A 26,771-nucleotide genomic window follows, 5' to 3' on the forward strand; every position below is an offset into this window, starting at 1 on the left:
TTAAATCCCTCCCTCTACTCGCTCTTCAGCCCCGGCGCCAAATCCCGGGTACAGGTATAAATCACTCACATCCGGCTGGTCCGCATCCGGATCCGGACGCGACCGGATCCAGCTGGTGTGCCCCAGCCGGGTGGTGCCCCCCAACGACGCGCGCGGCACCTCGTCGCCTGCAAGGATCAGGTTCACATCCCAATCTAGAAAGTCACCGGCATATGACCGCACAATCGCCCGCAGCCGTTTTAACGCCTCGCCGCCCGGCAGCAGCCGCTCGTAATCTTCCAGTTTCAACGGTCCGATGCGGATGCGGAACTTGGCCGAGCGGCTCCAGACCTTCTCGCCGATGCTGGTGGCCTGCCCCAGTCCACCGTAACCCAGCTGCCAGCGATCGTCCGGCTCCAGCTCCAGCCAGCTGCCGACAAACTCCTGCAGCTGCACCGGCACCTCGAAAAACGCCGACAGGATCGACACCAGCCCCTCCGCATTCTTGGCACCCTTGGCCAGATGGCCGGCAAAATGCAGCTTGGCGAGATCGGGCATCTCGTCCCGGTCGCCGAATTTGAACCCGTTATAACCGATCAGCGAGGACACTTTGCGCGCCATCGGATCATCCGCCCGGTCAAAACTGACCGCCGGGGATCCTTGCGTCCAGGCCCGGTACAGAAGGCTCATCAGCCGGTGCGTCAGCATGTCGGCAAAGGCCACCATCGTCGGGTCGCGGTGGTTGCGTTTGCGGTCGCGGGCGTATTCGGTCAGATGCAGCGGCAGCGGCCCTTGCGGCCCGAACAAGCCAAAGAAGCGGTTGGTCAGAACCGCGGGCTTGCCGCCTTCGGCCGGTTTGAAATCCGCAATGGTCGAGGGCGGAAACGCCAGTTCCGCCTCCTGCCCCAGACGCAGCTTGTCCTCGCGCGGGCGCCGGCTTTCGCCAAGGCGCGGGGCGTCATCGAAATGCGCCTCCAATACCCGCAAGGCCTGAAAAACATGGTGCTTTTCAGGCGCCATGGCCAATCGGCCATACAGGCTCAGATCGTCCGGCCGAGGCCCTTTTCCGGTCGCCATCTGGCAATTTCCCCGCGTTTTTCAGTCTTCAGGACTGTCTCCGTGAATGAATTGATGCTGGCATAGCCGCGGAAGAACCGCTCCAGCACGGCCCCCAGCACGTAGATGTTGCTGCCCTCGAAATAACTCTCATCAAAGCCCAGGGTGATTTCCAGCCCGCGCACTGCGGTCGACAGGATCTCGTCGCTCATCCGCCGCACGATGGGCCGGGCGCCCACCGACAGGATCCCCTCCAGCTGCTTTTCGGTCACCCGGTCGCCCAGGGGCGCATAAAGCCCGACCAGCTCGCGCAGCGCCTCTGCCGACTGGCCCTTGCCGGTCTCAGCAATCGACACGTAGTTGAGACTGAGGTGAGAGATCAACCGCCAGGCGGTATCCCCCTGCGCCAGTGTCGGATGCGGGCGGGTCGGGGACACCGGCAGCGTCACTTTGCGCACCGGGCCGCCCTCGGGCAGGTGGAACACATCATCATTACCGGTGGCCAGCAGCATCGGCAGGTCGCGGTTGGTGCACAGCGCATTGACCGCCAGCTGCTCCAGCCCCGAGGAATAGGGCACCTGCGACCGGTCCACCAGCGTCAGGTAGACTTCCGACCCCAGGTAGGAACTGCGCACCCCGCGCAAGCGCTCTTTCTCCGAGCGCTGCCGCATCCGCCGTTTGACGGTGTAATAGGCCGGGTGGCTTTCGCCCGCGGCAGTGAAATCATTGGCAGAATAGAACGGGCGGAAGATCACGTCGTCCTCCCCCTCGCCGCTGATCCCGGTCACGCTGTTCAAGCCGTAAATCTCAAAATCCAGACCCGCGGTCCGGTTCGGGATCACGTGGTGTTCGGTATCAATCGGCGCAATCCGCACCCGGTCGCAGCGTTTTTCAAACAGGTTCACGGCCGGCACCGTGTTCAGCTTGAACACTTCCGGCACCACGATCGGGGCAATCTCCGGCATCCCTTCACGCAGCAGGATATACAGATCCACCTCATCGCCTGCGGATTTTGCCAATCCCGCCTGCAGCCCCTGCAGTTCCACAAAACGGAACCGCTCCGGCATCGCAAAATATTCCTGCACCAACCGGTAGCCGTCATAGACCCGGCGCGGCAGCGGCAGCAACGCCTCCTCCGGGCCAAAGCCCTTTTGCACCACTTTGGCCCCGCGCAGCGGCAGCTGCCAATCCGCCCGCCGGTCGGTGGACCGCGCGACAATTCCCTGCACCTGGGTACATAAGAGCTCCAGCAATGGCCAGCTGTTGCCCGCCTCGCTGGTCAGATACAGCGACAGATCATCCATCCCCAGCTTGCTGATCGGATCGCCATCAATCCGCTTGATCCGCAACCGGATGCCCGCGCGCGCATCATATCCAGCAGCAACCCCCGCCGCGACCAGCTCGCCGCGCCCGTCGATATAATGCGCCTCGGTGATCTGGATCGGCCACATGGTCAGATCGGCAGAGGTGCGGAATTCGCAAGGCGTCTGCTCGCCCTCGCTCAGCCGCGACCGCAAAGTCGCCCCCCGCTTCAGCACATAGCCGCTTTTGACCGCTGAATTCGCCACATCCGGTTCAAACGACGCAATCATCATCGACGGCGTCGGCGCCAGGTAATGCGGATAGATGATCTCCAAAAGGTTCGAGGTGAAGTTCGGATACTGCAGCTCCAGCTCCAGCTGGACGCGGGCAGTCAGAAACGCCGCCCCCTCCAGCAGCCTTTCCACATAAGGGTCAAGAACCTCAACCCCTTCCATCCCCAGCCGCGCGGCGATCTTGGGATAGGCCGCCGCAAACTCCCCGCCCATGTCGCGCAGGTAGTTCAACTCGTTCTCGTAATGGGTCAGCAGCCGTGTATCCATCACATGGCCCTTTCCATCTGCACTTCGCCGGTGGTCAGATCGACCTTGCTGCGCAAATACAGCTCCAGCGGCATCGGCTGCGCCCACATATCAGCACGTATCTCCAGCCCCACGGTCATCTCGGTCGCATCGGTTCCATCCTGCAGCCGCACATCCACCGACCCTTCGATGATCCGCGGCTCATAAGTGGCAATCGCCTGCTTGATCGATTGGCGGATCGCCTCGGCCTTTTCACTGGTCGAGGCCTCGCCTGCCACTTCGATCAGCCCGTAATTCAGCACAGACGCCGATACCGATGGGTATCTCTGCGCATCGAAATGGCTTTCGACATTCTGGGTGTTCAAGAGCCAGGACAGATCTCGCTGAATGATTTCCCGCAAGCGCGACAGATCAATAACCCGGCTCTCGCGGGTTTCCTTCTGATCGCCGGGTGCATTGTCTGTCAGCCGGTCCAGCAGCGAGGGCTGCAGGCGCTCGGCCAGAGTTTTGTCAGCCATTCTCTAAGTCATGCCCATCCATCCGGAGTGTGCGCACATCCATGATGGCAATGTCCTCATCCCCGATCGCCAGCAGCCGCTGGCCAAGACCGGTATAGGTTTCCGCACCGGCATCCTGCCACACGGTGGCACGCGCCAGCATCGACAGCCCGTCCGCCTTTTCCGAGCCTGGGTAACGTGTCGGGATCATTGCTGCCACCGAACCGCCGCCCGCCAGGGTCAGCGTGCCGGCTGTCCAGACGGCGTCGCGCAAATCGCTCGGCTCCTCCGCCTCGAACGAGACGATCTGCGAAAACGGCAGCCAGTAGTATTTGCCGTTGACCACGGTCTCCAGCACCGGACCCAGCCGCATGTCGGCATCGGCGATCCAGTCGAACTTCTTGCCGTTGACCTCGCCAGAACTGGCAGGGGCCGCATCGAACGCTTTTGTGCGCAGTTCAGCGGCTTCCTTCGCCTTGCCCTGCGCCAGAAGTTTCTGCGCCTCAATCAAATGCGCCAGCCATTCCTCCGGCTCGCCCAGGATCAGCGGCGCCTTCTCGCCTGCAAAAACCTTCTCGCGGTAGACTTCGCAAATAATCGCCTCGCGGTAAGCCTGCGCCATCACCGTGGCGCCTTCATCCAGCCCCGCGGCCGCCTTCAACTGCGCAATCGCCCGATTCCAGTCGCCCAGCACACACAGCAGCTGAAACAGGAAAACCCGTAGCTTGGCGTTGCTCGCATCACCCCGGATCTTTTGCTGCAGCGCTTCCAGCGCCGCCCTGGGATCACCAGCTTTCAGATGCTCTTCGGGTGTCATGGGGGTCTACTCCGAAACTAGGGTGGATGCTGCAAATACGTCAGAAAAAACGGACCCCGGGCGCAAATACGCCCGGGGCCAGCCATTGGTTTTACTCGACCTTGCCGGTCTGAACGTTCCACTTGAAGGTGCCTTCAGTGGTCAGTTTGCCGGTTTTCTGGTTGGTCGATTTGTACTCATGTTCGATCGAGGCATAAGCCAGCGACCAGGTCTCTTCCGGAATGCCGTCTTCGCTGCCCGAAATTGAATAGCTGTCGATCACCACGTCTTTCAGCTTCCAGACCGAATAGACCAGCAGGCCCGCGCTGGCGCTGTCGCCGGACCGACACCAATGCATGATGATTTCCGGGCGCACGGTGCCGTTGGCCACCGACAGCGCCAGACCGTTCGACGCTTTGCCCATCTGCGAGGTCAGCTCGATTTTGCCGAAGTTCGAGTTCGCATGCATCCGCTGGGTCGACCCCAGGTCGGTCATTTCAACGGCACGCTCGACGTTCCAGCTTGCGGACTGGATGACGATCCATTTCTTGTGCTGTTCTTCGGTGGCGTCACCCTCGACATCCGAGATTTGCACAAACATGTTAGCAGCCATTTTTCTATCCTTTCAATAACTAAGATCTCTACTGCACTATGATCGTTTGAGGCTGGGGAGTGGAAAATCAGCCTCCCTTTTCCGAGGGCAGTTTGGATACCAGCCGCAGCGAGACAGAAAGCCCCTCAAGCTGGTAATGCGGGCGCAGGAAGAATTTTGAGGTATAATACCCCGGGTTGCCCTCGACCTCTTCCACAACCACTTCGGCTGCGGCCAGAGGTTTGCGCGCCTTCTCGTTCTCCGAAGAGATATCCGCGTTGAAATCAACATAGTTGTTGATCCAGTCCTGCAGCCAGGATTCCATGTCCTGACGGCTTTTGAACGAGCCGACTTTGTCCCGCACCATGCACTTCAGATAGTGCGCGAACCGGCATGTGGCGAACAGATACGGCAGCCGCGCGCCCAGATTGGCGTTGGCTGAGGCGTCCGGATCGTCATATTCGGCCGGTTTGTGCAGCGATTGCGCCCCCATAAAGGTGGCGACATCGGTGTTTTTGCGGTGAATAAGCGGCATCATGCCGTTCTTCGCCAGTTCCGCCTCGCGCCGGTCGTCGATGGCAATCTCTGTCGGGCATTTCTGATCGACGCCGCCATCGGTGGTCGGGAAGGTATGCGAGGGCAGGTTTTCCAGCGTGCCGCCGCTTTCCACACCGCGGATCCGCGAGCACCAGCCGTACATCTTGAACGACCGGGTGATGTTCACCGCCATGCCATAGGCCGCGTTGACCCAGCCGTATTTCTCGCTGGTGGCGCCTGCGGTGTCCTCCTCGAATGCAAACTCGTCGACCGGATCGGTTTTCGAGCCATAGGGCAGACGCCCCAGGAACCGCGGCATTGCCAGGCCGACGTATTTCGCATCCTCGCTGTCGCGCAAGGACCGCCAGGCGGCATATTCCGGGGTCTGGAAAATCTTGGTCAGGTCGCGCGGGTTCGACAGTTCCGACCAGCTGTCCATCTGGAACAGGGTCGGCTTGGCGCCGGTGATCAGCGGCGCATGGGCGGCCGCGGCGATCTTGGACATCTCGCCCAGCAGCTCAATGTCCGGCGGCGAGTGGTCGAAATGATAATCCGCCACCAAAGAGCCGTAGGGCTCGCCGCCCAGCTGGCTGAATTCCTCGGTGTAGATCTTCTTGAACAGCGGCGACTGGTCCCAGGCGGTGCCCTTGAATTTCTTCAGGGTCTTCGACATCTCTTTCTTGGTGATCGGCATCACCCGGATTTTCAGCTGCTCATCGGTCTCGGTGTTGTTGACCAGATAGTGCAGGCCGCGCCAGGCGCTTTCCAGTTGCTGGAAATCCTCGTTGTGCAGGATCAGATTGACCTGCTCGGTCAGTTTCGCATCAATCGCCGACACGATGCTCTCGATCGAACGCAGCGCATCGTCGGACACCAGCGCGGTGTTTGCCAGCGCCTGTTCGGCCAGGGTCTTGACCGCGCTTTCAACCGCCGTCTTGGCCTGGTCCGATTTGGGGCGGAATTCCTTTTGCAGCAGGCTCGCAAATTCAGCCGAGCCAAAGGCGGCTTCACCACCAGCGGCTTCCGCCTGGAGTTCTTCTTCAGCCATTTTCGTCCTCCGCTCTTATTCTTCGCTGTCGGCGTCGCCGCCGGGTTTCGGCTGCGCTGCCAGCGTCTTCAGCAGGCTCGGATCCTGGATGATCTTCGAGATCAGATCCTCGGCGCCGGTCTTGCCGTCCATATAGGTCATCAGGTTGCTGAGCTGGGTGCGGGCCTCCAAAAGCTCGCGCAGCGGTTCCACCTTGGCAGCAATTGCGGCGGGCTTGAAATCGTCCATGCTCTCGAACGTGATGTCGACCGCCAGGTTGCCCTCGCCGGTCAGCGTGTTGGGCACCGTGAAGGCGGCGCGCGGCGCCATCGACTTCATCCGGTCATCGAAGTTGTCCACGTCGATTTCCAGGAACTTGCGGTCCGCAACCGCGGGCTGCTCCACTTCGGATTTGCCCACCAGGTCGCTCATCACGCCCATCACAAACGGCAGCTGCACCTTCTTCTCGGCGCCGTACAGCTCCACGTCATATTCGATCTGGACCCTTGGTGCCCGGTTGCGGGCAATGAATTTCTGTGAACTTCCGGCCATCTAGGTCTCCTTACTCGTCTTGCTTTCGCGGTTGCCGCGGCCCGTTCCGCCGCTGCAGATCCCGCGTCCGTCAGTCGTCGTCATCTTCGTCGATCCCGCCGATCAGGTGGACATTCTCCACCCCCTGCGGCGCCATATCATTCATAATGGTGAGGAAATCGGCCCCCACCAGCTTTTTTGCCCGCTCCAGCAGGATCGGCAGCGGGCTTGAGGGTTCCGCCCGCCGGTAATAACCGATGATCCGGTCCAGCGCATTGGACACGTCAACGGGCGAATTGATCACCCCGGGCGCGCCGGGCGCGGCCCGCCCGCCTGCCGCCGGTGCAGCAGCCCCGCCGTCCTCGGCGGCGCCGTCTTCGGCAGCCTCTTCATCCGCGGCCTCTGACCCTGCGCTGATATTGCCATACTCACGGATGCGTTTGGCAATCTGCTGCAACAGTTTGATCAGCCCGCTCAGATCCGGTCCCTGCCCCGGCGTCTGCTCATCAAACACCGCCGAGATCGCCCGGACATTCTCTTCCGCCGCTTCAATCGCCGCAAGCCGTTCCGCCACAATCGCTTCGTCGCTGTCCTGAAAGGCGGCACCGATGGTGGCGGTGTCCGGAATATGCTCCATGCTTTCCGGGGCGGTCATCACCCCTTCGGCAATCTCGATGTCGCGCAGGCAGAACCGCCCGAAGCCGCGGCTCTCGGACAGCGGCGCCCGGCGCAGCGAACGGTACAGCGGCGATGCCCCCGCCATGCCGTCGGGCTGGCCGCACAGATCCTGCACCGCATTGATCCGCATCGTCGGATCGCCGTCGTCCTCATCCAACTCCGGATGGCAGCTTTCCCAGAACTCTTCCAGGCAGCCGCGGACATAGGCTGTCACATCGGCAAAACCGGTCAGCCCTTCGGAGTGCAGCAGCGCATCGCCCAGGAACACTGCCGCCCGCAGGTCATGGCTGCGTTCCAGCACTTCCAGCGCTTTCTTTTGAACTTCGCGGTAATCTGGATCCGTCGCCTCGATCGTCTCGTTGCCCACAACCGATTCTTCCCCCGGCTGGGCGGCCAGCTCCATCTCCGTGAAGGCTGGATCGTATTCGAGGTTCTCGCCGCTGGGTGCGTCGCCCCCTTTGGATTGCAGTAATGCTGCTGGATCCATGTATGTGCCCCCCGTTTTTTCCGGTTTTGCGGCCCTATTGACGTAACGTCAAGCAAACCCCCACCCTTTTCAGGTCCGGTGGTTAAGGTTGCCCTAATCTCAAACTAAAACTTGACCCCAAGAGAGCCTTATCGGCATCCTAAAGTCAAATGTTTTCACAGCTTTTTGCGGCGGGCGAATAATGAGTATTGAGCGCATTTCCGGCAAGGAAGTCAAAGCGATGGTTCGCGAAGGGGCCAAGAAACGGATGAGTTTCGCCTTCTGTCTGGACCAGGCCAAAGATCCGCTGCTGATGATCCAGCCGGGCAAGAAACCGGAAACCCTGAAGAACCCGATGAAAAAGGAGGGCGGCGGCCCGCCGATGGCCTGGGGCACCTATGTCGTGCGCTCCGGCGAGATGGAAATGACCTGCGAAACCGCGCCGCAGCGGATGGTCACCGAACTGAAGAATTTCCTTAAACGCAACAAGCCCCAGGTCAACGTGCTGTTTTACGATGACGGCGGCAACCTGCTCGACAGCCTCAAACCGGAAAAATCCGAAGGCCAGGTGACAGAAGAGGACACCTCCGACATTTCCGCCTCAGGCATCGACGCAAGCGCCATCGCACCGCTGAAACGGCGGCTGAAACGCATCCAGCCGCGTATCGGCCTGGCACCCGGCCCTCTGGAGCTGAAACTCAAACGCGCCCTCGCCAAATCCGTCAGCCTGATCAACGACGGCCGCCTGCAAGAGGCCGAGACGATGGTTGTGGTGATCGAACGCGCTGTGGCCCGCATCGGCCAGGACCGCGAGGACGAGGCCAAGACCCTGAAGCGCGGCCAGCGCGAGATGGACCAGCGGTCCTTGGGCGCCCAGGTCAAACGCGCCCAATCCTTGCAGGCCAATGTCGCCCGCGCTCCGGGCAAGGTCCGCGACCGGCTGGGCCGCGCCCTGCATGTGGCCGCCCGCCATTTGAAACGCCGCGACCTCGACTCGGCCCGCGACGCCATGGACAAGATCGAAAAGGCGCTGACCGTCCTGGTCTGACCAAACACCCCAATCCGCGCGCCGCGGGCTGGCCGACGATAACCGGAACCCGGAGACAGTGATGCCTTTGAAACGCCTGCTATCTGCCCTCGCCCTCGCTGCCCTGCCGCTGGCGGCGGCTGCCGAAACCGGCCCCTTGCGGGTCGAGCTGAACAAAACCGAGGAGATCGACACCGGCGGCTGCCGCGCCTTCTTCCTGTTCCGCAATCAGACCGGCAAAAGCTTCGAAGGGTTTGAGATGTCGCTCGCCATCCTCGACGGCCAAGGGGTGATCGACCGGCTCTTGTCGATCGACGCCGCCCCCCTGCCCGTACAGCGCACCACGCTGAAACTGTTTGAGATTCCGGAAATCGCCTGCAGCAACATCTCGGAAATTCTGCTGCATGACATCACATCCTGCCAGCCCCAAAACGAGGCGCAGATGGACTGTTTCCCGATCCTTGAACTGGGCTCCCGCGCCGCCGCCCCGCTGGTGAAATAAGCCATGGCCGGCACCTGGGCAATCTTTGGCACCGGCGGCCCGGTGATTGCGCTTCTGGCGCTGATGTCGCTGCTGTCGCTCACCGTGATCGCCGTCAAACTGATCCAGCTCTGGCCGGTCCGCTCCGGCCAGGACACCCGTGAACAGGCCCTTGCCCTGTGGAAGGACGGCGACCGCAAGCAGGCGCAGAACAGTGTTTCAGCCGGGAAATCCCCCGCCGACCGGGTCATGGCCTACGCCATGCAGGCCCTGCAAGAAGGCCTGCGCGGCCCGCTTCTGCAGGATGAACTGCAGCGCCGCGGCAACGAGGAAGTGAGCCGGATGAATTCCCTCATCCGCCTGCTGGAACTGATCGCCATGGTCTCGCCCCTCCTCGGCCTTCTCGGCACCGTGCTCGGCATGATCCAATCGTTCCAGGAACTGGAGCTGGCGCAGGGCGCGGCCAATGCTTCGGTACTGGCAGGCGGTATCTGGCAAGCGCTGCTGACCACCGCCGCGGGCCTCTTGGTCGCCATCCCCGCCGCTGTCGCCGCAGGCCTGTTTGCCGCCCGCATCGACGCCGCGGCGCAAGCCATCGAAAGCGCCGCCGGCCGCCTGCTCTTGATCGACGGGTCGCGCTGACACGGGGGAGGATGCCATGATGATCAACCGGCCCGCCCGCCCCCGCGCCCTGATATCTCTGGTGCCGATGATCGACGTCATGCTGATCCTCCTGGTGTTCTTCATGGTGACCTCCACCTATCTGAACCTCGACATGATCCCGGCAGTGAAACCCTCCGAAGGCACCGCGGGCAGCCCCCAAACCCCGGCAGGCACCCTGATGATCCGCCTCGGCGCCGACGGCGTGCCGGTGCTGCGCGGTACAGCTCTGGACCGCGAGACCCTGCGCACAACCCTCTCCGCCGCGATGGCTGAGGAACCGCTGACCCAGGTCGTCATCCTGCCCTCCGGCGCCGCCCAAACCCAGGCGCTGATCACGGTGATGGACACCGCCGCCCTGGCCGGCGTCACCCGCCTGCGCGTGCTGCGGCTGGAGGCAGCGCCATGAAGCTCAACCGCCCGGCCCGCAACCCGCATTCCGAAACCATCATTGCCCTGATTGACGTGGTGTTCTTCCTGCTGGTCTTCTTCATGCTGATCGGCCGGATGGACGCCACTGCCCCGTTTGACGTCCGCCCCGCCACCGCCGTCACCGGCCGCGACATGCCCGCAGGCGGTATCACCCTGGCCATCTCCGCCACAGGAGATCTGGCGCTCGACGGCAAGGAGATCACTCGCGGCGCCCTCTCCCCTGCCCTCTCCGCGCTGCTGGAGAACGACCCGGAGCTGCGCCTGCGCATCAACGCCCACCGCGCCGCCGAGCTGCGCAATGTGCTGCCGCTGGTGGCCCAGGGCGAGGCACTCGGATTTAGGAACGTGGTGCTGGTGGTCACCCCGGAAACGGACGGATGAGCCGCGCACCGGCCATTTGGGCGCTGGGGCTTGCCGCCTCGGCTCTGGTCCATGCCGCGGGCGCCGGCGCGCTGCTCATCTCGCTGATACCGGAGCCGGTGCCGCAACAGCCCAATCCCGAAAGCAACCTCAACCTGCAGGCCCACCGCATCCCCCGCTCCAAGGCCGTGCACCGGGCACCGGAAGGCGAGCAAGCTTCTGAATCTCAAGCGCAAAGCCAGGGCCTTGCCGCTGGCAGCATTCCGCAATCCAAGGCCGCGCCCAAAGCCCCCGCAGCAGACCGCCTCGCCTCTGCGGCCCCGCTGGCAGCCAGCCTTGCACCCGCTGCCACTCAGGTCTCCGCGGCCCCCCCTGCTCTAGCCCCGCCAAGCAAACTCGCCAGCACCTCCGCGCCTGCCGCCAGCTTGCCAGACGTCAGCCCGGCCGCCCCCGTCCTGCTGGCCGCCGCGCAGGAGCCCGCCATTACGCTGGCAAACGCTGCCGCTCCGCTGACCGCAGCGGTCACTGCGCAACCCGATACGGCAGCCCTGCTGCAGACCACCCCCGCCAGCCAGCCCAGCCCCGAGGCACAGCCTGTGTCCACGCCGCTGACGGACACCGTCCCGCCATCCCGGCGAACTCCAGCCGCGATCCCAGACCCGCCCCGCATCAAGGCGGCACTGGCCTTCCAGGGCGGCAGCGGCGACATAGACCCGGTCTCCCTCGCCGCCTTCCAAAGCTTCATGCAGCCGGGCGATGCAGTGGCCGAAGGCGATCCATTGCGCGATGGTGTCTCCGGCATCCTCGCCGCCGTCCCCTGCTCCCGCCTGCAGGTCGCCTTTGTCCCGGAAACCACCACGCTGGAGGTCCGCGGCCACCTGCCCGAGAATGGTTTGCGGTCACCCGTTCTGACCGCGCTGCAGGCGCAGATGGGCGCCGATATCACCGTCTCCGACCAGATGCGCCTGCTGCCCCGCCCGCAATGCGGCGCGCTGGCGGGGATCGCAAACGTCGGCCTGCCGCAAAGCACCGACCAGATCACCAACCCGCTGCTGGTGGGGGAAGACGCCCATGCCCGGGTGCTCGACTATTCCGGCGGCGAGCGGCTGTTCTTCGACCTCACCGCCCCCGACTATCCGGCTTACGTCTATGTCGACTATTTCGACGCCGGCGGAGCAGTCCTGCACCTGTCGCCGAACGAGCTGGTGCCGCTGGCGGAGACACCCCCCCAAAGCGCCCTGCGCGTCGGCGCCAAACAAGCGGGAGACCCGGGCCTGCAAATCACCGTCGGCCCGCCCTACGGCCAGGAAATCGCCGTCGCCTTCGCCGCCTCCCACCCTCTCTACGAAGGCACCCGCCCGATCAGCGAGCCTGCAGTCCCCTACCTGGAGTACCTGCGCACCCAAGTGGCGGTGGCCCGCGGCCGGCACCCGGACTTCAAAGGCGAATGGGTCTATTTCCTGATCACGACCCACGCCCCGTAACCCCTGCCGCCAGGGCAGTACTCCCGCGCCCGCAGGCGCGCGGCTTGCGCCGCCGCACCTTGGCGGCCTTGGGCCCGGCGCTGCGCTAATGCGCAGCGCTCTCCCCCGCTCTTTACGGGGTCAAGGGCTGCGTCAGCAGCCGCCCGGCACGCGTGGTTCACCCCTGAGGCCGCAATGGGAGGATTATCCTCGGCATGGTGTCTTAAGGGCAAACCTGCCCTTAAGCACTTCTCAGCAAATCAACCCGCAAATGCCGTATTGCGAAGGGTCTGCTTTCCCGAAGGTGAAACCCCGCGCTGTGCGAAGCACAGCGCCGCGCCCAACTGGGAAGGTGCATTTCGTGAAATGCGCCGGACCAGGCGGGAGCCCCTCTCCTGCGTCGCTGCGCCTGGGGCTGCGGCCGTTACTGGCAACCGCCCGCGGCCCAGCTCTTCAGCGCCTGTTTCAATGCCCCGCCGAACGGGTGCTGCTTGCCCAACGAGCGCTGCATGTTGAGGCTGAGATACGTGTTGCCCTGCGTGCACAGCCGCTCCCGCGTCCACTGGTGGCAAGAGCTGCAGGCCTGGTCCTTCCAATAGCTCTCCGGCAGGCCTTCAACCGGCGGAAAAGCCGGCGAGCGGGTCACCGCTTCTGCCAGGGTCAGCCCGGAAATCTCAGCCATCTCCGTATGCAGCGGGCTGGCATAGGTCACCGGGCCGGGTTCCGCCAGTTTCACCGGCTCCGGCTCAGGTTGCTGGGCCGCTGCCGCCACCTCGCTGCCAGCCTCCGGGTCCTGGCCCGCGCCAGCCCGCATCGCCGCCAGCTCGGCGGACGCCATCTCCGCAAACCGGCCCTCCGGATGGGCCATCAGATAGGCCTCATAGGCCGCCTTGCTGCCATCACCCTGCGCCGCCAGGAACATCGCCGCTTCGGCGTCCTGTGCAGGGGCCGCTGCAGGGGCCGCAGCCGCAACTGCCGGTGCGGGAGCACCGCCCTGCAGCTCTTCCGCCATCAGCTCCCCCAATATGGCGCGGGCCTCATCCGCGTATTTACCATCGCCATAGCCGCGCAGGAACAGCATGATCTGCATCGCATCCCGCGATGCCTTGACCGAGGTCCAGATCTGCATTTCCTGCACCTCCGCGGCGCTCATCACCACCTCGGGCCCGGCCTCTGCGAAGACAAAATCACTCACCAGCGAGGACGTGTCCCAGGGTGTCTGGCTGCCGCCGCTTTGCTCCAGGACCGCCCGGCGCACCTGCTTGAAGACCTGTTCCACCGGCCGCCCCGGCGCGGTGATCTCGCGCGCCAGCGCCGCAGTGAACGGGCTGTTCGCCCCCTCCCCGTCCAGCGCCACATCGCCGGGTGCCGTTGCATAGGCCAGGAAGGTGCCGGTCGGCGCCTTCATCTCCGCCAGGCCGCTTTCATTCAAATCCGCCACCGCCTCAAACGGGTTGTTGCGGCAGGCGTCCAGGATCACGATGTTGGTGCGGTTGCGGGCCGAGGCCATCTGCCGCAGAACCGACTGCGCCTCTACTGCCATCAGATCCAGGTCGGCCGCATCCGCCAGCGCCACATCTACCGGCAGCAGATAGTTGCTGCCAAAGCTCTGCACCCCGTGGCCGGCATAATAGAACAGGCCGGTCGCGTCCTCCCCTGCCCCGCGCAGCTTGCGCCCGAACTGGCCGATGGCACGCTTCATGTCTATCTGCTTGGCGTCAGCCGCGAGAGTGACATCAAAGCCGAGCCCTTCCAGCGTCTCTGCAATCAGCCGGGCGTCGCGCACCGGATTGTCCAGCGACGGCACCGAACCATAGGCCGAGTTGCCGATCACCAGCGCCAGCCGCTCTTCGGCCAGCGCTCTGGCACCCCAGCAGGCCGCCGCAACAGCCAGCACCGCCAGCCGGACCCAGATCATCAAACCACGCACGCACCTGCTCCAATTCTCGCCCCTTCAGGGCAGCTTCCCAATTCTTAAGGGTATTTGGTTACGAAACTATCGTGCCCTTGCGCCCGGCAGCAAGTGTGCTGTTAGTCTGGGCCCATCTCTTTTGTCCCTGCCTGGCGGCAGGGATTTCACGCTGGCAACCCAAATGGATCGCGCATGCTCCGTACAACCCTTTCATTTTTAACAGTTTTCTTTCTTCTTATCCGTCCAGCCCTGGCTGCCGGCCCGTTTGAACACGGCTGGCAGCTCAACCCCGAATCCTCCGCCATCCGCTTTATATCGATCAAAAAGGGCAGCATTGCGGAATCCAGCCGCTTTGCCGCCTTTTCCGGCAGTATTTCCGAGCAGGGCGATGCCAAGATCCATATCGCGCTGGATTCCGTCGATACCTCCATTGATCTGCGCAACGTGCGGATGCGGTTCCTGTTCTTTGAAACCTTCACCTATCCCGAAGCCGTGATCACTGCCCGCATTGACCCGGCGCTGATCGCCGATCTTGCTGCAGCGCAGCGCAAACAGATCGCGCTGCCGGTCACCCTGTCGCTGCACGGGGTCACGGCAGATCTGACCATTCCGGTAGCGGTAACACTGCTTGGCAACGACCGCGTCGCCGTTGCCACTGTGCAACCGGTCATCCTCAAACTGGAGGCTTTCAACCTCAACCCGGGCCGCGAAAAGCTGGAGGAAGCCGCAGGTGTCACCATTACCCCGGTTGGCCTCGTCAGCATGGATCTGATGTTTGACCGCACGGCCCCAGGCAGCGCAGCTTTCCCTGCCGGGACAGCCACCGCAGGCGCCGCCACTGCGCTGGAATCCAGCGGCGACTTCAGCCGCGAGGCCTGTGCCGGCCGGTTTGAAATCCTGTCGCAAGGGCGCAGCGTGAACTTTGCGCCCTCCACCGCCCGGCTTGATGCCAGTTCCCGCGACTTTCTGGAAAGCCTTTCGGACATCATACGCCGCTGCCCCGGCATGGTGGTGGAGGTCGGCGGTCACACCGACAGCCAGGGCAAGGCCGCCTGGAACATGAAGCTGAGCGAGAAACGCGCCGCGGCAGTCAACGGGTATCTGCAGAAAATGGGTATTCCGGACGGCCGCCTGGTGGCCGTGGGCTATGGTGAAACCACGCCGCTGGTGCCCAACAACACGGTGCAGAACCGGGCTAAGAACCGGCGGATTGAGTTCAAGATTTTGAACTGAACCACCATTGATCTTGAAAATTCCCGCCTGTCCCCGCGGGGACAGCGCCTGATACTCCCAGGACCCGGCCCCGCGCCGGGTCTTTTTTTGCCACCAGACACATTTCTTCCGCGGGTCTTATGCGTATCTGTCCCCGCGGGGACAGGTGAAAGTTCCGGCTCTCCGGCTGGCCTGATTGCTTGCTCTGCAGGTTTCATTTCCAGCGCGAACACCAGGCGTTTTTGCGCACAGCATCCGTTCCCCCGCAGATTTGTCCCCGCGGGGACACGTGGTTTTTTTTAAACTCAGAGGCGGAAATTCCGCTGGACCAGACTGGCCTTTGCAGGCCGCCGCCGCGGATTTGCACCTTTGTCCCCGCGGGGACAGTCCGGAATTTCAGGGGGCAAAGCGGGCAGGAACAAAGCCGCACGGTTGGGACCACCCCAGCAGTCCGGCAGCAGTCCGATCCGCATTTTTAACATCTGTCCCTGCGGGGACAGGTGCCAACTTCCGGCCCTCGCGTTCCCGGTCAAGGGGCCTTCTGCACAAGAGGATTGCCGCGCCGCTCGCGAAAATCCATCCAGTGTCCCCGCGGGGACAGATACAGAAATACAGGCTCAAATAACCGGATTAGAGACTGTGAGGCCTGTTGGGCATCCCCCGCAGCCTGGCTTGTCCCCGCGGGGAAAGGCCACTGAAAACTCCGGCGGGCGGGTGCAGCAGACGCAAAAAAGGCCCGGCATCTCTGCCGGGCCTCAGCCATTTTCCGGTGCTGTCCCCGCGGGGACAGCCCGTCAGTCTTCCTGTTCCAATGCCTCAAAAAACGCGGCAATGGCATCCTCCAGCTTGTGCCGGTCGATCTCCGAGAAGTCGCGTTCCATCGCCATCTCGATCTTGCCGTCACGCGCCTGGCAGCGGACAGTCCCCGCGGGGACAGTGCAGCGCAGGGTGGTCTTGGCAACACCGGCACGCGGCGCAGCGGGGGTGCGGGGGGCGTTCTTGCGCTTGCCCTCGGCAAAACTGCGCAACACCTCCAGCTCGGCTTCTTCGTTGTGCGGCTGAACCCGCGCCAGCGTGTCCCGCAGCACCTGGGCGTTCATCGCATCCGCCTCCAGCCGTTTCTTCAGGTCCAGCCCCAGCGCCCGCGGGATTGCCTCCGGAAACTTCAGCACCTCGCCCACCGCCTTCAGCACCTGGGCGAAATGGCGGATGTAGACCCGCTTCTGGCGCCCGGCGGAGGCATAAAGATCGTTGACCGCATCCTCGGTGGTCTCAGCCCCGGTCTGGGTGTCCTCAGCATAGCGCAGCGCCAGCTGGGCCATCTCGGCAAATGAGATATCGCGGCGCACCAGGTTTTCATCAACCATCCGGCGGTAGAGAGCCTGCAGGCTGTCGCCCTTGGCCACCAAACCCGCGGGGATCGCGGCGTAGCTTTCGTCGCCAGTTTCCTGCAGCAGCGAAAAATAGGCGCGCATCCGGCGGTAGCCCTGGATCAGCTCATATTTTCCGTCGCCACGCTCTTCCACCCGGATCGGGTTCGACAGGCCAACGGATTTGATCGATTCCTTCAGCTCATCCAGTTCCGGATCGCGCTCTTCCTTGCGGTCACGGGTCAGTTTGTCCATGCGGATCATGCCAAGCGGGATTCGGTCGATCACCAGGCCCAGCTTTTTCAGCCGGACAAATTCATGTGCCAGCCGGTCGTTTTCGGCGCGGATGTTCTGCTCGGCCTCTGCGCGCGTGCGCAACGCATCGGCGTTTTCGGAAATCGCGGTGGCCATCGGCCCGCGGCGGGATTCGGACGGTTTCTCGTCCGGCTTTTTTGCGGCTGTCCCCGCGGGGAACACCTCTGGTTCAGACGGGAAGTCGATGTCGAAGACTCTGCGTTTGCTCATGCCTCATCCTCCAGGTTTTCCCAGGCTTCCAACGCGTAAGACCTGAATTCGTCATAAGCCTGATCAAACGACGCACGTGCGCGCCGCCAGGTTTCGCGTGTCATATCCCGGTAGTCGATTTCATAGATGGAACTTAAGAACCTGCCCGATTGTTCGACTGCGCGGGTCATCTCGATCGGGTGTTCAGTCATCCTACCCTCGAACACCTTCATAAATGCCGAACGCATCGCACGGTGCAAATCGTTACCGGACTCGTAACGGGTGAGAAGGAAGCGGACGTCCTGAAAAACCTTGGGCAAAGTGAATGTCCCCGCGGGGACAACGCCGTTAAAGGCCGACAAATCCTCCAGCGCCTCGGACAGCTGACCAACAAAGGACGTGGTCGAGTCATACTCCCAATAACCGGGGCCGGAGGGGATATAAAGCATGTCAGCCGCAAAGACCGCATTCATCGACTGGTAGCCGATGGCGGGCGGGCAGTCGAAGATCATCAGGTCGTAGTCTTCAGCCGGCAGCTGGTCGAGGTAGCGGGAAACCGCAGCAAAGAAAGACCACTCCGGATTGAGGTGGCGGTACTGGGCGGAGGCGAATTCCACAAAGGCCGCATTGGCGCAGGAGGGGATGATGTCGATTGTCGGCCAGCTGGTGGGTTTGACAAAGTCGCTGACCCGCAGGTCCTGCAGCCCCATGCCGGTGATCGCGTCGGGCAGCTGGCGCCGGGGCAGGGCTGTGCCGGACTCGGCCCCCTGCGGCACAGCGTTCATCCGCTCGGTTTCGCGCACCAGGTCGCGGGCCATGATGCCCCAGACGGTGTAATCCTCGGTGACATCGCTGAGGCCCATGGAATGCGAAAGGGTGGCCTGCGGGTCGAAGTCGACACAGAGCACCCGGTAGCCGTCCAGCGCCGCGGCATGGGCGAAATGCAGCGCCACGGTGGATTTGCCGGCGCCGCCCTTGAAGTTGGAGATCGCCACCCGCAGCGCCCGCTTCCCCGCGGGGCGCTTGGGCAGCAGGGATTTGCGGTTGATTTTGATGCGGCGGCGCAGCTCGTTGATCTCCTCCAGCGAATACCAGCGCTGGCGGCCGTCCTCCTCGACATGGCCCTGGGGCAGGGAAGGATCGGCGGACAGCCGTCCCCGCAGGGTCGACTGGTTGACCCGGAAGATCAGTTCCGCCACTTCCCAGGAGGAGAACCGGCGCAGGGTCTTTTCCATTTCGGGGGAGAAGGTCTGCTGGCGGATCCAGCTTTGCATCTTCAGGGATTGGGCCTGCATTTTGGACAGGTCTTCGTGCGTAAACATCGCTGCTCCTTAGCCTCACACGGTGTTGTTTTTTACAGCGCCCAATTCTTGCGGACGCTAATTCAGCCTCAATATTCATTTACGCCGAATTTGCAAAAAACGCAAAAGCAAATATGGTTGGGAACAGCGTCCTGTCCCCGCGGGGACACATCTGCAAAAGGCCCAGCAAAACAAGGGCGGAACCGATTCGGAAGGTGAGTGCCAAGCGATTCGTTTTATTGGGTTTTTCTGGCGTTTAGGGACCAGATTTAGGGGGACACCCCAAGGCCGGACACAGTAGATTGGGGGACATTTTAGCCCAAATAGGGGACACACAGAATGTCCCCCTATACCATTGATACCAATTTTTCTTTCGAAAAAGGGATTGGGGCTGAATTCAATTCCCGCCGGCGCTTGACAGAATCGGAATTCCGGACGCAAATCAGATACAACAAACGAATAGCGTTGAGTTCAGGGCAAACCCGCCAGCGCAATTCTCAGCAAACAGGCTGAGAGCACTTGAGGCAGCATATCCCAGCCCAGGAGGGCAGGGAGGGAGAAACGGGGGCAGCAATGCTTGCCAAACGGCCTGCGGGGCGCAACGCCTCTGCATTGAAGTATGACATCCTCACGGCGATGGGGGCGTATGCGCTTGGCCAGGGCAAGGCTCCGCAAAAGCTAGTGCTGCGGTTCATGACATTGATGACCGCGCGCTACAACTGGCAGCGCAATGAGCTGGCGGTGGGCCAGCGCGAGATTGCCCGGTTGTGGGATGTGGACGAACGCACGGTGAAACGCGAGATGGCCAAGCTGCGGGGCTGGGGCTGGCTGGTGGTGAAACGCCAGGGCGCACGCGGGCGGGTCACGGAATACGGCATCGACCTGGAGCGGTTGCTGGCAGATACCCAGGAGCGCTGGGGCGCGGTGGGACCGGACTTTGAACACCGGATGCAAAACAATGATGAGCCAGCGCTGAATGTGGTGCCTTTGCGCCCAGGGGCTGCACCGCGGGCTCCGGATATCTCGGACGGCAGCGAATGGAGCCTGGCCAAGGCGGTGCTCCATGCGGAGGACCCGGCGAATTATGCGTCCTGGGTGCAAGGATTGGAGAAGGCCAGCCGGGCTGGCGGCCGGCTGGTGCTGAAGGCGCCAAGCCGGTTCCATGCGAATTACGTGATGTCGCATCTGATGCCACGGCTGCTGTCGGCCTGCCGGGATGTCGATGGCGGGGTCTCGACGATTGTTGTGGAGGCGTGAGGCCTAATCTGCGCCGCAGCGGTTGAACCCCTTGGGGGCAGAGCATTATGTGGGCGGGCAGGGGGCTTAAGACGCCCCGCAAGAACAAGGAGCAGCCCGGATGAGCGGCGTGCAGGATAAGATCTGTGTCATTGGCCTTGGCTATGTGGGGCTGCCCTTGGCGGCTGCGTTCGGGCAGCACCGGAAGGTTGTCGGATTTGACATCGATCCGGGCCGTATCGCGGAGCTGCGCCAAGGCGCGGACCGCACCCGCGAGCTGGAACCGCAGGAATTGGCTGAAGCGGAGTTTCTGAGCTTCACCTCCGACCCGGCTGAGATTGCCGATAGCTCTATCTATATCGTCACCGTGCCGACGCCGGTGGACAGCAGCCACCGTCCTGATCTCGGCCCGCTAAAAGCGGCTTCGGCTATCGTGGGGAGCGTGCTGAAGCCCGGCGATCTGGTGATTTATGAATCCACTGTCTACCCCGGTGCCACCGAGGACGATTGCGTGCCCATTCTGGAGGCGCGCTCAGGGCTGGTCTTCAACCGGGATTTCACGGCCGGCTACAGCCCGGAGCGGATCAACCCCGGCGACAAGAAGCGGCGGCTGAAGGATGTGGTGAAGGTTACATCCGGTTCCACGCCCGAAGTGGCGGCGCGGGTGGATGCGCTCTACCGCGAGGTGGTCGCTGCGGGCACCCATAAAGCCGCGAGCATCCGGGTGGCGGAAGCGGCCAAAGTGATCGAGAACAGCCAGCGCGATATCAATATCGCACTGGTGAATGAGCTGGCCAAGATTTTCAACAGGATGGGGATTGATACCCAGGCAGTGCTGGAAGCCGCTGGAACCAAATGGAATTTCCTGCCGTTCCGCCCCGGTCTGGTGGGCGGGCACTGCATCGGGGTGGACCCCTATTACCTGACTCACAAGGCGGAACAGCTGGGCTATCATCCTGAAATCCTGCTGGCGGGCCGGCGGCTGAATGACGGCATGGGTGCTTATGCGGCCGGCGAGATGGTGAAGGCGATGCTGAAACGCGGCCTGCCGGTCGCTGGCGCGCGGGTTCTGGTGATGGGGCTGACGTTCAAGGAGAACTGCCCGGACCTGCGCAACACGCGGGTGATTGATGCGGTGCGCAGCCTTGAGGAATACGGGGTCGCGGTGGATGTGTTTGACCCGCACGCGGACCCGGAGGAAGCGCGTGAAGAATACGGGGTTTCGCTGGTTCCCGCGCCGGAGCAGGGGGCCTATTCCGGGATGGTTCTGGCTGTCGCGCATTCGGAGTTCCGGGAGATGGGCGCGGAAGCGATCCGCGCCTTGGGATCTGATGGCGCGCTGGTCTATGACTTGAAATATGTGCTGGCGCCGGATCAGGCGGATCTGCGGCTTTGATCAAGTGCTAAGGGCAGGCGGCGGCCCGTTGGGCGGCGGCGCCTGCCGTTGCGTTTGCCGCATTAACCCTGCAGCATACCTCTGACCGCTTGCAGGGCGTGATCTAGCAAAAGCGCCAGCCCGCCCGGACGGGCCGCCGCTTGCCCGGCGCCTGCGGCCTATTTCCGGGCTGTGGGGAGTTTGGTTATGAATGACGTTCTGGAAGGCCGCTGCCTGTGCGGTGCAGTAAAGATCCTAGTGAAAGGGGCGCATGATCCGCGGCCCGGGGCCTGTCATTGCCGCATGTGCCAGCGCTGGAGCGGCGGGCTGTTTCTGTGTTTCGAAGCGGTTGCTGAGGCCGTTTCGGTTGAAGGGCCGGTAACCCGGTATCAATCCTCGGCCTTTTCGGAACGGGCGTTTTGCAGCACCTGCGGGTCGCATCTGTGGATGCGGGACACGGATGGGGAAAATGAAGGCTATGACCTGATGCCGGGGCTGTTTGAGGCGGCGCTGAGCTGGCCTTTGCGGTCGGAGATTTATACGGACCGGGCGATGGCCGCGGTGCGGCTGGAAGGAAATCACAAACGGGCCACCCGGGACGAATATGAGGCTCAGAACCCGTTCATTGACGGTGATGTCTGAGGGAAAAGGTATCGCCCCTCAGCGGTCCGTGCGCGCCAATGCCAGGCCAAGGCCGGAAGTGATGAACAGCGCGCCGGTCAGCCGGTGGCGCAGGCGGCCCAGCCGGAGGATCGCGGGCCGTGCGGATTGCGCCGAGGCGGCCCAGAGCATGTCGCCTGCGAAGATCACTGCCAAGTAGATCGCCGCTGCGGTGAGCAGGGACGATGATCCTGCACCGGGGGCGACAAACTGCGGCAGGAAAGCCGCGTTGAACAGCAGGGTTTTCGGATTGATGATGGCCAGCAGCAGCCCTTGCCAGAAAATGATGCGCAGCGGTTTGCGGCTGGCCTTGGCCTCTTCCATGCCGGCAAGGCCTTGCCGCCAGGAGCGGATACCCAGATAGAGCAGATAGGCGACCCCGGCCCATTTCAGCCAGAGGAAGGCGGAGGCGGCGAATTCCAGCACGGCGGCCAGCCCCAGCACCACAGCGGCAAGCTGCAGGGCCACGCCTGCGGTGGTGCCAAGCACCGTGACCGCGCCAAGGCGGAAGCCGCGGGCCAGGGTATTGGCGATGATCAGCGCCACATTCGGTCCCGGCACGGCGACCAGCAGCGCGGTTGCGCCCGCAAGCGCCAAAGCCATCATCATATCCATGGCGGGGTTCTCCATCCATTGTGCAGGTACTAGACGCGCGAATGCGGCGGCGGGCAAGCCCTGACAGGCTGCTTCACCCAAGTTCCCTAGCGGCTGACCCGCGGCAATTTCGGGCCGCTCCAATAGGCACCGCTGTCTTGGCGCAGGGCGTCGTAGGCTTCGATGCGGCGCAGGGCTTCGGGGCCGGCAGCTTCGATCAGATGGGTAAGCAGGCATTCCAGCACTGCCATGGCGCCGCCGATGGCGCCGAATGGGTGCAGCGAATTGGCAGCCACCGCCAGCACATGATCGGTGCGGATGCCGGGGGCGATGACTTCGCTGTCGGAGATCAGGATCACCTTGGCGCCGCGCTCAGCCGCGAACCGCAGCGCCTGGATGGTGCCGGCGGAATAGGGGGCGAAGGTGAGGGCGATCAGGCAGTCCTCGGGGGTGATTTCCAGCAGATCGTCCAGCGCGGCACCCATGTGGCGCGGGACCAGCTCCAGCCCCGGCAGGGCCATGCGGCCAACGTAGTGGAAGTAGTAGGCCAATGCGTAGGAAGAGCGGGTTGCGGTGACATAGCTGCGGCGGGCGGAGAGCAGCGTTTCTGTAACAGCCTCAGTGCGTTCCGCGGTCATCAGCCGCAATGACCGCGAGGTGATGTTGAGCTGGTTGCGCGCGGCGGCGGCTTGCAGTGCGCCGGCGGGGCATTGGTCCTGCATCCGGTCGAGCCAATCCTGGCCGAGGTCTGCCTCGTGCGTGGTGGTCAGCGCGGCGCGGAAGGGGGCGCGGAAGGCCTCGAACGTGTCATAGCCCAGGTGCTGGGCGAGGCGGACAAAGCCATTGGCGCTGATGCCGGTTTTCTGCGCTGAGACCCGGACGGTATCGAGGCCGAAGTCGCCAGGATTGTCGATCACGTATTTCGCCGCCGCCTTCAGCTTGGGCGGCAGGTGGTCCATCTGATCCTTGAGGTGCTGGATCAGCCGGGCGGTTTTCCGGGGGTCGAGATGCGGGTCCATGCGCCGTATCAGAGCAGATGTGCGGAAAATGGCAAGAGCGGAACGGGTGTTTCGTGTGGTTCTATTCCGAGAGGAAGGCCGTCAGGTCCTGGCGGGCGTGCAGGATGCGGATGATCTCGGGGCGGGAGTTTTCCAGCCGGTAAATCACCAGATGCGCGCCCGAGGGGTGAATACGAACCGGCGGGGTGAATTCGGGACGTTCACGCGCCATTTCCGGGAAATCCGCCAGAAGCTCAAACAGGGCAAAGAGGCTGTCGGCATAGGCATCCGCCTGTGCCTCGCCCAAGCTTTCCAACCCATAGCGCCAGATGGCCGAAAGGTCGGCGCGGGCGGCGGGGCGGATCAGCCAGCGCAGCTCAGCCATTGCGGCGCATGGCGGCCTTGAAGTCCTGTGCTGACAGCCCTTCCGCCGGGCCGCTGGCGAGGCCTGCGTCGATGGCGGATTGCAGTTCACCTATGGCGGCGGTGCGGGCCTGATCGCGGCGGATCAGGTCGCGGACGTAATCGCTGGAATTGGCATAGGTGCCGGTGCGGGCCTGTTCCTCGACCCAGTCTTTCATCTGGTTCGGCAGGGAGACGTTCATGGTGGCCATGGCGGGTTCCTTTCGCTGAAACAGCATATGGCAATCTTTGCCAATCATGCAAGGGGGAGGGTGTGGCGGCGGAATGGCGGGCAGATTGCTACCCAACGCAAAAAGGCCCGCAACCAGTTGTTGGCTCATTCCGGAAAGCGGGACATAAAGATTGCGCCTATCGAGATTTTTTCTCGGTAGGCGTTTGATTTTTCAGGAAGAAAAAAGTTTGAGAAGGAGCGGAATCTGAAGGGGAAAAGTCCCTCGGTAACACTTTCCGAAAAAATGCATGCCAGAGCTTCGGATTTTCCAACTTTGGCCAATATAGCAGTCGGCTCACGGAAGCCATCTTGATGCTCAGAGAACGGGAAGGTCTGATGGTCAAGAGTATTCCGAAACTGTCGTTGGAGGTAGTGTATCCTCCCTTTTCATCCAAAATCAACCTGAACACCTGTGGTGATCCGGATTGTGGAAACTTCGGAGTGGCCCCGGATTTTTCTTTGCCGACTTTCAAGGAACCGGGAGCACAGCAGAGGAAGATGGCGGCTCCGGTGAGCATTCCTGCGCTGGCATCCGGTCGAAGGTCTTACACCCTGAACGGAGACGACAAGAAACAACGCATCTCAACTGTCTTTGAGTATGAGGATGATCCTCATGGGTGGGACGATGGCCGAGAGATGGTTTGCCGGCATCAAAAGCGGAACAGAAGTTGCGATATCTCGTTCAATGTCCTGTCCAACAATCACTTCGAAGACGAATTTAACCGACTGCGGCTTCAGAACGATCTCCTGAAGGGGCCGGTGTGTGGCAATTGCGGACAGCGGTATCTGGATGCGCCGGAAGAGTTCATCTTCAACGGAACTCACGGCAAGCTCAATCCAGGAAAAAACGGAAGGAAAGCCAAGCCTGCCGGCTTCAGGATCATCCACAAGCCCTGTCAGGGACAAAAGGGGGCGAGGATTGAGAAGTGTCGCAAGGCTGCCCCATCTCTCAGCACTCCGGCTGTCCGCCTCGGCGCCGATAAGCGCCCTAAAGGGGCAGACATGGAGAAGGCTCCGGCTCCTCTATCGCCCCTGGTTGTTTCATGGAACGCCGCTGTGGAAAAAGTTCGAAACGCGATAGCTGAACCAAGAATCCCACCGGAGGTTTTGATTTTGCGAAGTATTCACCCAGCGCAGCAAGACAGCTTAGCTACGTTCTGCTCAAAGGTTTGAGCTGCCAGCTTCAGGCCCTCGACGGTCGTCAGGTAGGGAAAGATCATCGAGCCCAACTCCTCGTATGTCATCCCTGCGCGAATGGCCATTGCTGCGGTTTGGATACTGTCGGCTCCTTCCGGCGCAAGAATATGAGCGCCCAGAAGCCGCTTGGTTGCGCCATCTGCGACGAGCTTGATCAAGCCGCGCGTGTCTCTTGCAGCAAGGGCGCGCGGCACATGCTCAAGAGATAAAACAGAGGTTTTCACAATGTGCCCTGCAGCAACGGCCTGCGCTTCCGTCATGCCCACACTGGCAACTTGAGGGTCGCTGAATACAACGGCAGGCATGGCAGAATTGTCGTAAGACAGCGTGTTGCCATTCAGGGCATTCTGAGCCGCCAACTTGGCTCCATAAGCCGCCATATAGACGAACTGATCGCGCCCGGTGGCATCTCCCACCGCATAGACGCCCTCGCGGCTGGTCATAAGTGCATCATCAACGGAGATGCCGCCATTTCCGTTGGTCCGCACACCGGCTGTATCAAGGTTCAGACCCTGCGTATTGGGCACTCGACCTGTGGCCAAGAGCAATGCCTCGGCACGAAGGGTTTCCTTGCCTGCGGGGACAGAAGTACTCAGGGCCACTCCGTCGCCGTCTTGATCAACGCGTTCGTATTGCAGCTCCGAACGAACAACGATGCCCTCAGCTTCGAAATACGAGGTCAGAGCGGTGCCGATCTCAGGTTCCGCCTCAGGCAGGAGGCCGCGCCGGGAGACGATCATCACCTTCACACCAGCGCGGGCGAACACCTGGGCCAGCTCCGCGCCGATATAGCCGCCACCCATGACGATGAGCGAAGCAGGCAGCGTCTCAAGCTCAAGAAACGAAGTGCTGTCGTAAAAAGGCACGTCGCGCAGCCCTGGGATGTCCGGCACATGGGAGTGCGATCCCGTTGCGATGATGATCTTGCGAGCATGGACGGGTTGGCCTGCAACAGATAACCGGCCATCGTCGGAAAACTGGGCAGCGCCCTCCATGAAGGAGATGGCGTTGTAATTTGGCAGGACTTCCGTGTATTTGGCCGCCCGCAGTTCTTCGACCAGTGCCTGTTTTTGGCGAACGACTGCGGCCCAGTCGGTTATCCGAGAGGAAACTTCGATACCATCGAACCGTCGCGCTGCTGTTGCGGAATGAACGGCTTCCATAGCCCGGATCATCGTCTTCGAGGGAACGCAACCGACATTAACACAGGTGCCGCCGATCATTCCCTCACCGATCAATGCTACGCGCGCGCCCTGATCCGCAGCAGTGATCGCCGCGGAAAACCCCGCAGACCCTGCACCGATCACAGCAAGGTCAAATGGGGCATTCGAGTCTGGAGAACAGCAATCGGACAT

27 protein-coding genes are annotated in these 26,771 nt (G+C 62.4%); 11 read left to right on the forward strand and 16 right to left on the reverse strand.

The annotated features are described in order from the left end of the window. The 8 genes from tssG to tssA form a co-directional block, all read right to left on the reverse strand. Positions 1 to 1,056 carry a type VI secretion system baseplate subunit TssG gene (gene tssG / locus AQUI_RS0126295; RefSeq protein ID WP_027260169.1) on the reverse strand — a complete coding sequence of 352 codons (1,056 nt, stop codon included), beginning with the start codon at positions 1,054 to 1,056 and terminating at the stop codon, positions 1 to 3. Then, on the reverse strand, positions 1,020 to 2,897 hold the full coding sequence (gene tssF / locus AQUI_RS0126300) for a type VI secretion system baseplate subunit TssF (RefSeq protein ID WP_027260170.1): 1,878 nt from the start codon (positions 2,895 to 2,897) through the stop codon (positions 1,020 to 1,022). The genes tssG and tssF overlap by 37 nt, the downstream gene beginning before the upstream one ends. Next, positions 2,897 to 3,394 carry a type VI secretion system baseplate subunit TssE gene (gene tssE, locus AQUI_RS0126305; protein WP_027260171.1) on the reverse strand — a complete coding sequence of 166 codons (498 nt, stop codon included), beginning with the start codon at positions 3,392 to 3,394 and terminating at the stop codon, positions 2,897 to 2,899. Before tssE ends, tssF begins: the two co-directional genes overlap by 1 nt. Then, positions 3,387 to 4,190: a type VI secretion system accessory protein TagJ gene (locus AQUI_RS0126310; protein ID WP_027260172.1), complete on the reverse strand. Its 804-nt coding sequence runs from the start codon at positions 4,188 to 4,190 to the stop codon at positions 3,387 to 3,389. Before AQUI_RS0126310 ends, tssE begins: the two co-directional genes overlap by 8 nt. A gap of 91 nt (positions 4,191 to 4,281) precedes the next feature. After that, positions 4,282 to 4,782, reverse strand: coding sequence for an Hcp family type VI secretion system effector (locus AQUI_RS0126315; protein ID WP_027260173.1), 501 nt, complete (start codon positions 4,780 to 4,782; stop codon positions 4,282 to 4,284). Positions 4,783 to 4,849: 67 nt separating this feature from the next. Then, positions 4,850 to 6,346: a type VI secretion system contractile sheath large subunit gene (gene tssC, locus AQUI_RS0126320; protein WP_027260174.1), complete on the reverse strand. Its 1,497-nt coding sequence runs from the start codon at positions 6,344 to 6,346 to the stop codon at positions 4,850 to 4,852. A gap of 15 nt (positions 6,347 to 6,361) precedes the next feature. After that, the gene (gene tssB, locus AQUI_RS0126325; RefSeq protein ID WP_027260175.1) at positions 6,362 to 6,877 is read right to left on the reverse strand and encodes a type VI secretion system contractile sheath small subunit; all 516 of its coding nucleotides are present in this window, start codon (positions 6,875 to 6,877) and stop codon (positions 6,362 to 6,364) included. Between the two features lie 70 nt (positions 6,878 to 6,947). Further along, complete coding sequence (tssA, locus tag AQUI_RS0126330) at positions 6,948 to 8,021, reverse strand: type VI secretion system protein TssA (RefSeq protein ID WP_027260176.1); 1,074 nt, start codon at positions 8,019 to 8,021, stop codon at positions 6,948 to 6,950. A gap of 181 nt (positions 8,022 to 8,202) precedes the next feature. Between tssA and AQUI_RS0126335 the strand changes: the two genes are divergently transcribed. From AQUI_RS0126335 to AQUI_RS0126360, 6 genes are all read left to right on the forward strand, one after another. Beyond that, the gene (locus AQUI_RS0126335) at positions 8,203 to 9,048 is read left to right on the forward strand and encodes a hypothetical protein (protein ID WP_027260177.1); all 846 of its coding nucleotides are present in this window, start codon (positions 8,203 to 8,205) and stop codon (positions 9,046 to 9,048) included. 61 nt (positions 9,049 to 9,109) lie between these two features. Beyond that, positions 9,110 to 9,529 carry a hypothetical protein gene (locus AQUI_RS0126340; protein ID WP_027260178.1) on the forward strand — a complete coding sequence of 140 codons (420 nt, stop codon included), beginning with the start codon at positions 9,110 to 9,112 and terminating at the stop codon, positions 9,527 to 9,529. Positions 9,530 to 9,532: 3 nt separating this feature from the next. Beyond that, the gene (locus AQUI_RS0126345; protein WP_027260179.1) at positions 9,533 to 10,150 is read left to right on the forward strand and encodes a MotA/TolQ/ExbB proton channel family protein; all 618 of its coding nucleotides are present in this window, start codon (positions 9,533 to 9,535) and stop codon (positions 10,148 to 10,150) included. Between the two features lie 16 nt (positions 10,151 to 10,166). Then, on the forward strand, positions 10,167 to 10,577 hold the full coding sequence (locus AQUI_RS0126350) for an ExbD/TolR family protein (RefSeq protein ID WP_027260180.1): 411 nt from the start codon (positions 10,167 to 10,169) through the stop codon (positions 10,575 to 10,577). After that, positions 10,574 to 10,981: an ExbD/TolR family protein gene (locus AQUI_RS0126355; RefSeq protein ID WP_027260181.1), complete on the forward strand. Its 408-nt coding sequence runs from the start codon at positions 10,574 to 10,576 to the stop codon at positions 10,979 to 10,981. Before AQUI_RS0126350 ends, AQUI_RS0126355 begins: the two co-directional genes overlap by 4 nt. Beyond that, positions 10,978 to 12,444: a DUF4384 domain-containing protein gene (locus AQUI_RS0126360; protein WP_027260182.1), complete on the forward strand. Its 1,467-nt coding sequence runs from the start codon at positions 10,978 to 10,980 to the stop codon at positions 12,442 to 12,444. The genes AQUI_RS0126355 and AQUI_RS0126360 overlap by 4 nt, the downstream gene beginning before the upstream one ends. Before the next feature lie 403 nt (positions 12,445 to 12,847). On the opposite strand, the gene AQUI_RS0126365 is transcribed toward AQUI_RS0126360, so the two are convergent. Continuing rightward, positions 12,848 to 14,353, reverse strand: coding sequence for a caspase family protein (locus tag AQUI_RS0126365; protein ID WP_342665624.1), 1,506 nt, complete (start codon positions 14,351 to 14,353; stop codon positions 12,848 to 12,850). A 174-nt stretch (positions 14,354 to 14,527) separates the two neighbouring features. On the opposite strand from AQUI_RS0126365, the gene AQUI_RS0126370 reads away from it, so the two are divergent. Then, positions 14,528 to 15,568, forward strand: coding sequence for an OmpA family protein (locus AQUI_RS0126370; RefSeq protein ID WP_027260184.1), 1,041 nt, complete (start codon positions 14,528 to 14,530; stop codon positions 15,566 to 15,568). 773 nt (positions 15,569 to 16,341) lie between these two features. On the opposite strand, the gene AQUI_RS0126375 is transcribed toward AQUI_RS0126370, so the two are convergent. Beyond that, positions 16,342 to 17,442 carry a ParB/RepB/Spo0J family partition protein gene (locus AQUI_RS0126375; protein WP_027260185.1) on the reverse strand — a complete coding sequence of 367 codons (1,101 nt, stop codon included), beginning with the start codon at positions 17,440 to 17,442 and terminating at the stop codon, positions 16,342 to 16,344. Then, a complete protein-coding gene (locus AQUI_RS0126380) occupies positions 17,439 to 18,743 on the reverse strand; it encodes an AAA family ATPase (RefSeq protein WP_027260186.1) in 1,305 nt (434 codons plus the stop codon). Before AQUI_RS0126380 ends, AQUI_RS0126375 begins: the two co-directional genes overlap by 4 nt. A 552-nt stretch (positions 18,744 to 19,295) precedes the next feature. Here AQUI_RS0126380 and AQUI_RS0126385 point away from each other — a divergent pair. The 3 genes from AQUI_RS0126385 to AQUI_RS0126395 all read left to right on the forward strand — a co-directional run bounded on the left by AQUI_RS0126385 (position 19,296) and on the right by AQUI_RS0126395 (position 21,975). Further along, on the forward strand, positions 19,296 to 19,979 hold the full coding sequence (locus AQUI_RS0126385) for a DnaA N-terminal domain-containing protein (protein WP_027260187.1): 684 nt from the start codon (positions 19,296 to 19,298) through the stop codon (positions 19,977 to 19,979). 100 nt (positions 19,980 to 20,079) lie between these two features. Continuing rightward, on the forward strand, positions 20,080 to 21,354 hold the full coding sequence (locus AQUI_RS0126390) for a nucleotide sugar dehydrogenase (RefSeq protein ID WP_035920605.1): 1,275 nt from the start codon (positions 20,080 to 20,082) through the stop codon (positions 21,352 to 21,354). A 186-nt stretch (positions 21,355 to 21,540) separates the two neighbouring features. Further along, the gene (locus tag AQUI_RS0126395) at positions 21,541 to 21,975 is read left to right on the forward strand and encodes a GFA family protein (protein WP_027260189.1); all 435 of its coding nucleotides are present in this window, start codon (positions 21,541 to 21,543) and stop codon (positions 21,973 to 21,975) included. Positions 21,976 to 21,993: 18 nt separating this feature from the next. Here AQUI_RS0126395 and AQUI_RS0126400 read toward each other — a convergent pair whose 3' ends face one another. The 4 genes from AQUI_RS0126400 to AQUI_RS0126415 all read right to left on the reverse strand — a co-directional run bounded on the left by AQUI_RS0126400 (position 21,994) and on the right by AQUI_RS0126415 (position 24,199). Next, positions 21,994 to 22,608: a LysE family translocator gene (locus AQUI_RS0126400; RefSeq protein ID WP_027260190.1), complete on the reverse strand. Its 615-nt coding sequence runs from the start codon at positions 22,606 to 22,608 to the stop codon at positions 21,994 to 21,996. 86 nt (positions 22,609 to 22,694) lie between these two features. After that, entirely contained in the window at positions 22,695 to 23,606 is a 912-nt protein-coding gene (locus AQUI_RS0126405) for a MurR/RpiR family transcriptional regulator (protein WP_027260191.1), read from the reverse strand. A 61-nt stretch (positions 23,607 to 23,667) separates the two neighbouring features. After that, positions 23,668 to 23,970, reverse strand: coding sequence for a type II toxin-antitoxin system RelE/ParE family toxin (locus tag AQUI_RS0126410; RefSeq protein WP_035920607.1), 303 nt, complete (start codon positions 23,968 to 23,970; stop codon positions 23,668 to 23,670). Further along, a complete protein-coding gene (locus tag AQUI_RS0126415; protein WP_027260193.1) occupies positions 23,963 to 24,199 on the reverse strand; it encodes a type II toxin-antitoxin system ParD family antitoxin in 237 nt (78 codons plus the stop codon). Before AQUI_RS0126415 ends, AQUI_RS0126410 begins: the two co-directional genes overlap by 8 nt. A 356-nt stretch (positions 24,200 to 24,555) precedes the next feature. Here AQUI_RS0126415 and AQUI_RS31635 point away from each other — a divergent pair, with 356 nt between their 5' ends. Beyond that, complete coding sequence (locus AQUI_RS31635) at positions 24,556 to 25,392, forward strand: hypothetical protein (protein ID WP_211236078.1); 837 nt, start codon at positions 24,556 to 24,558, stop codon at positions 25,390 to 25,392. On the opposite strand, the gene merA is transcribed toward AQUI_RS31635, so the two are convergent. Continuing rightward, positions 25,344 to 26,771, reverse strand: coding sequence for a mercury(II) reductase (merA, locus tag AQUI_RS0126430; protein WP_027260195.1), 1,428 nt, complete (start codon positions 26,769 to 26,771; stop codon positions 25,344 to 25,346). The two genes, AQUI_RS31635 and merA, sit on opposite strands and share 49 nt — an antisense overlap.

It is taken from the genome of Leisingera aquimarina DSM 24565 (genome assembly GCF_000473165.1).
Lineage (GTDB): Bacteria > Pseudomonadota > Alphaproteobacteria > Rhodobacterales > Rhodobacteraceae > Leisingera > Leisingera aquimarina.

Bases quoted from the DNA above. Each gene is read 5' to 3' on its own strand.
- tssE (WP_027260171.1), bottom strand. From the start codon at position 3,394: ATGGCTGACAAAACTCTGGCCGAGCGCCTGCAGCCCTCGCTGCTGGAC.
- AQUI_RS0126360 (WP_027260182.1), top strand. From the start codon at position 10,978: ATGAGCCGCGCACCGGCCATTTGGGCGCTGGGGCTTGCCGCCTCGGCT.
- AQUI_RS0126345 (WP_027260179.1), top strand. From the start codon at position 9,533: ATGGCCGGCACCTGGGCAATCTTTGGCACCGGCGGCCCGGTGATTGCG.
- AQUI_RS0126350 (WP_027260180.1), top strand. From the start codon at position 10,167: ATGATGATCAACCGGCCCGCCCGCCCCCGCGCCCTGATATCTCTGGTG.
- tssG (WP_027260169.1), bottom strand. From the start codon at position 1,056: ATGGCGACCGGAAAAGGGCCTCGGCCGGACGATCTGAGCCTGTATGGC.
- AQUI_RS0126310 (WP_027260172.1), bottom strand. From the start codon at position 4,190: ATGACACCCGAAGAGCATCTGAAAGCTGGTGATCCCAGGGCGGCGCTG.
- AQUI_RS0126415 (WP_027260193.1), bottom strand. From the start codon at position 24,199: ATGGCCACCATGAACGTCTCCCTGCCGAACCAGATGAAAGACTGGGTC.
- AQUI_RS0126340 (WP_027260178.1), top strand. From the start codon at position 9,110: ATGCCTTTGAAACGCCTGCTATCTGCCCTCGCCCTCGCTGCCCTGCCG.
- AQUI_RS0126380 (WP_027260186.1), bottom strand. From the start codon at position 18,743: ATGTTTACGCACGAAGACCTGTCCAAAATGCAGGCCCAATCCCTGAAG.
- AQUI_RS0126390 (WP_035920605.1), top strand. From the start codon at position 20,080: ATGAGCGGCGTGCAGGATAAGATCTGTGTCATTGGCCTTGGCTATGTG.
- tssB (WP_027260175.1), bottom strand. From the start codon at position 6,877: ATGGCCGGAAGTTCACAGAAATTCATTGCCCGCAACCGGGCACCAAGG.
- AQUI_RS0126335 (WP_027260177.1), top strand. From the start codon at position 8,203: ATGAGTATTGAGCGCATTTCCGGCAAGGAAGTCAAAGCGATGGTTCGC.
- AQUI_RS0126315 (WP_027260173.1), bottom strand. From the start codon at position 4,782: ATGGCTGCTAACATGTTTGTGCAAATCTCGGATGTCGAGGGTGACGCC.
- tssF (WP_027260170.1), bottom strand. From the start codon at position 2,897: ATGGATACACGGCTGCTGACCCATTACGAGAACGAGTTGAACTACCTG.
- AQUI_RS0126370 (WP_027260184.1), top strand. From the start codon at position 14,528: ATGCTCCGTACAACCCTTTCATTTTTAACAGTTTTCTTTCTTCTTATC.
- AQUI_RS31635 (WP_211236078.1), top strand. From the start codon at position 24,556: ATGGTCAAGAGTATTCCGAAACTGTCGTTGGAGGTAGTGTATCCTCCC.
- AQUI_RS0126385 (WP_027260187.1), top strand. From the start codon at position 19,296: ATGCTTGCCAAACGGCCTGCGGGGCGCAACGCCTCTGCATTGAAGTAT.
- AQUI_RS0126355 (WP_027260181.1), top strand. From the start codon at position 10,574: ATGAAGCTCAACCGCCCGGCCCGCAACCCGCATTCCGAAACCATCATT.
- AQUI_RS0126375 (WP_027260185.1), bottom strand. From the start codon at position 17,442: ATGAGCAAACGCAGAGTCTTCGACATCGACTTCCCGTCTGAACCAGAG.
- AQUI_RS0126400 (WP_027260190.1), bottom strand. From the start codon at position 22,608: ATGGATATGATGATGGCTTTGGCGCTTGCGGGCGCAACCGCGCTGCTG.
- AQUI_RS0126405 (WP_027260191.1), bottom strand. From the start codon at position 23,606: ATGGACCCGCATCTCGACCCCCGGAAAACCGCCCGGCTGATCCAGCAC.
- tssA (WP_027260176.1), bottom strand. From the start codon at position 8,021: ATGGATCCAGCAGCATTACTGCAATCCAAAGGGGGCGACGCACCCAGC.
- AQUI_RS0126410 (WP_035920607.1), bottom strand. From the start codon at position 23,970: ATGGCTGAGCTGCGCTGGCTGATCCGCCCCGCCGCCCGCGCCGACCTT.
- merA (WP_027260195.1), bottom strand. From the start codon at position 26,771: ATGTCCGATTGCTGTTCTCCAGACTCGAATGCCCCATTTGACCTTGCT.
- tssC (WP_027260174.1), bottom strand. From the start codon at position 6,346: ATGGCTGAAGAAGAACTCCAGGCGGAAGCCGCTGGTGGTGAAGCCGCC.
- AQUI_RS0126395 (WP_027260189.1), top strand. From the start codon at position 21,541: ATGAATGACGTTCTGGAAGGCCGCTGCCTGTGCGGTGCAGTAAAGATC.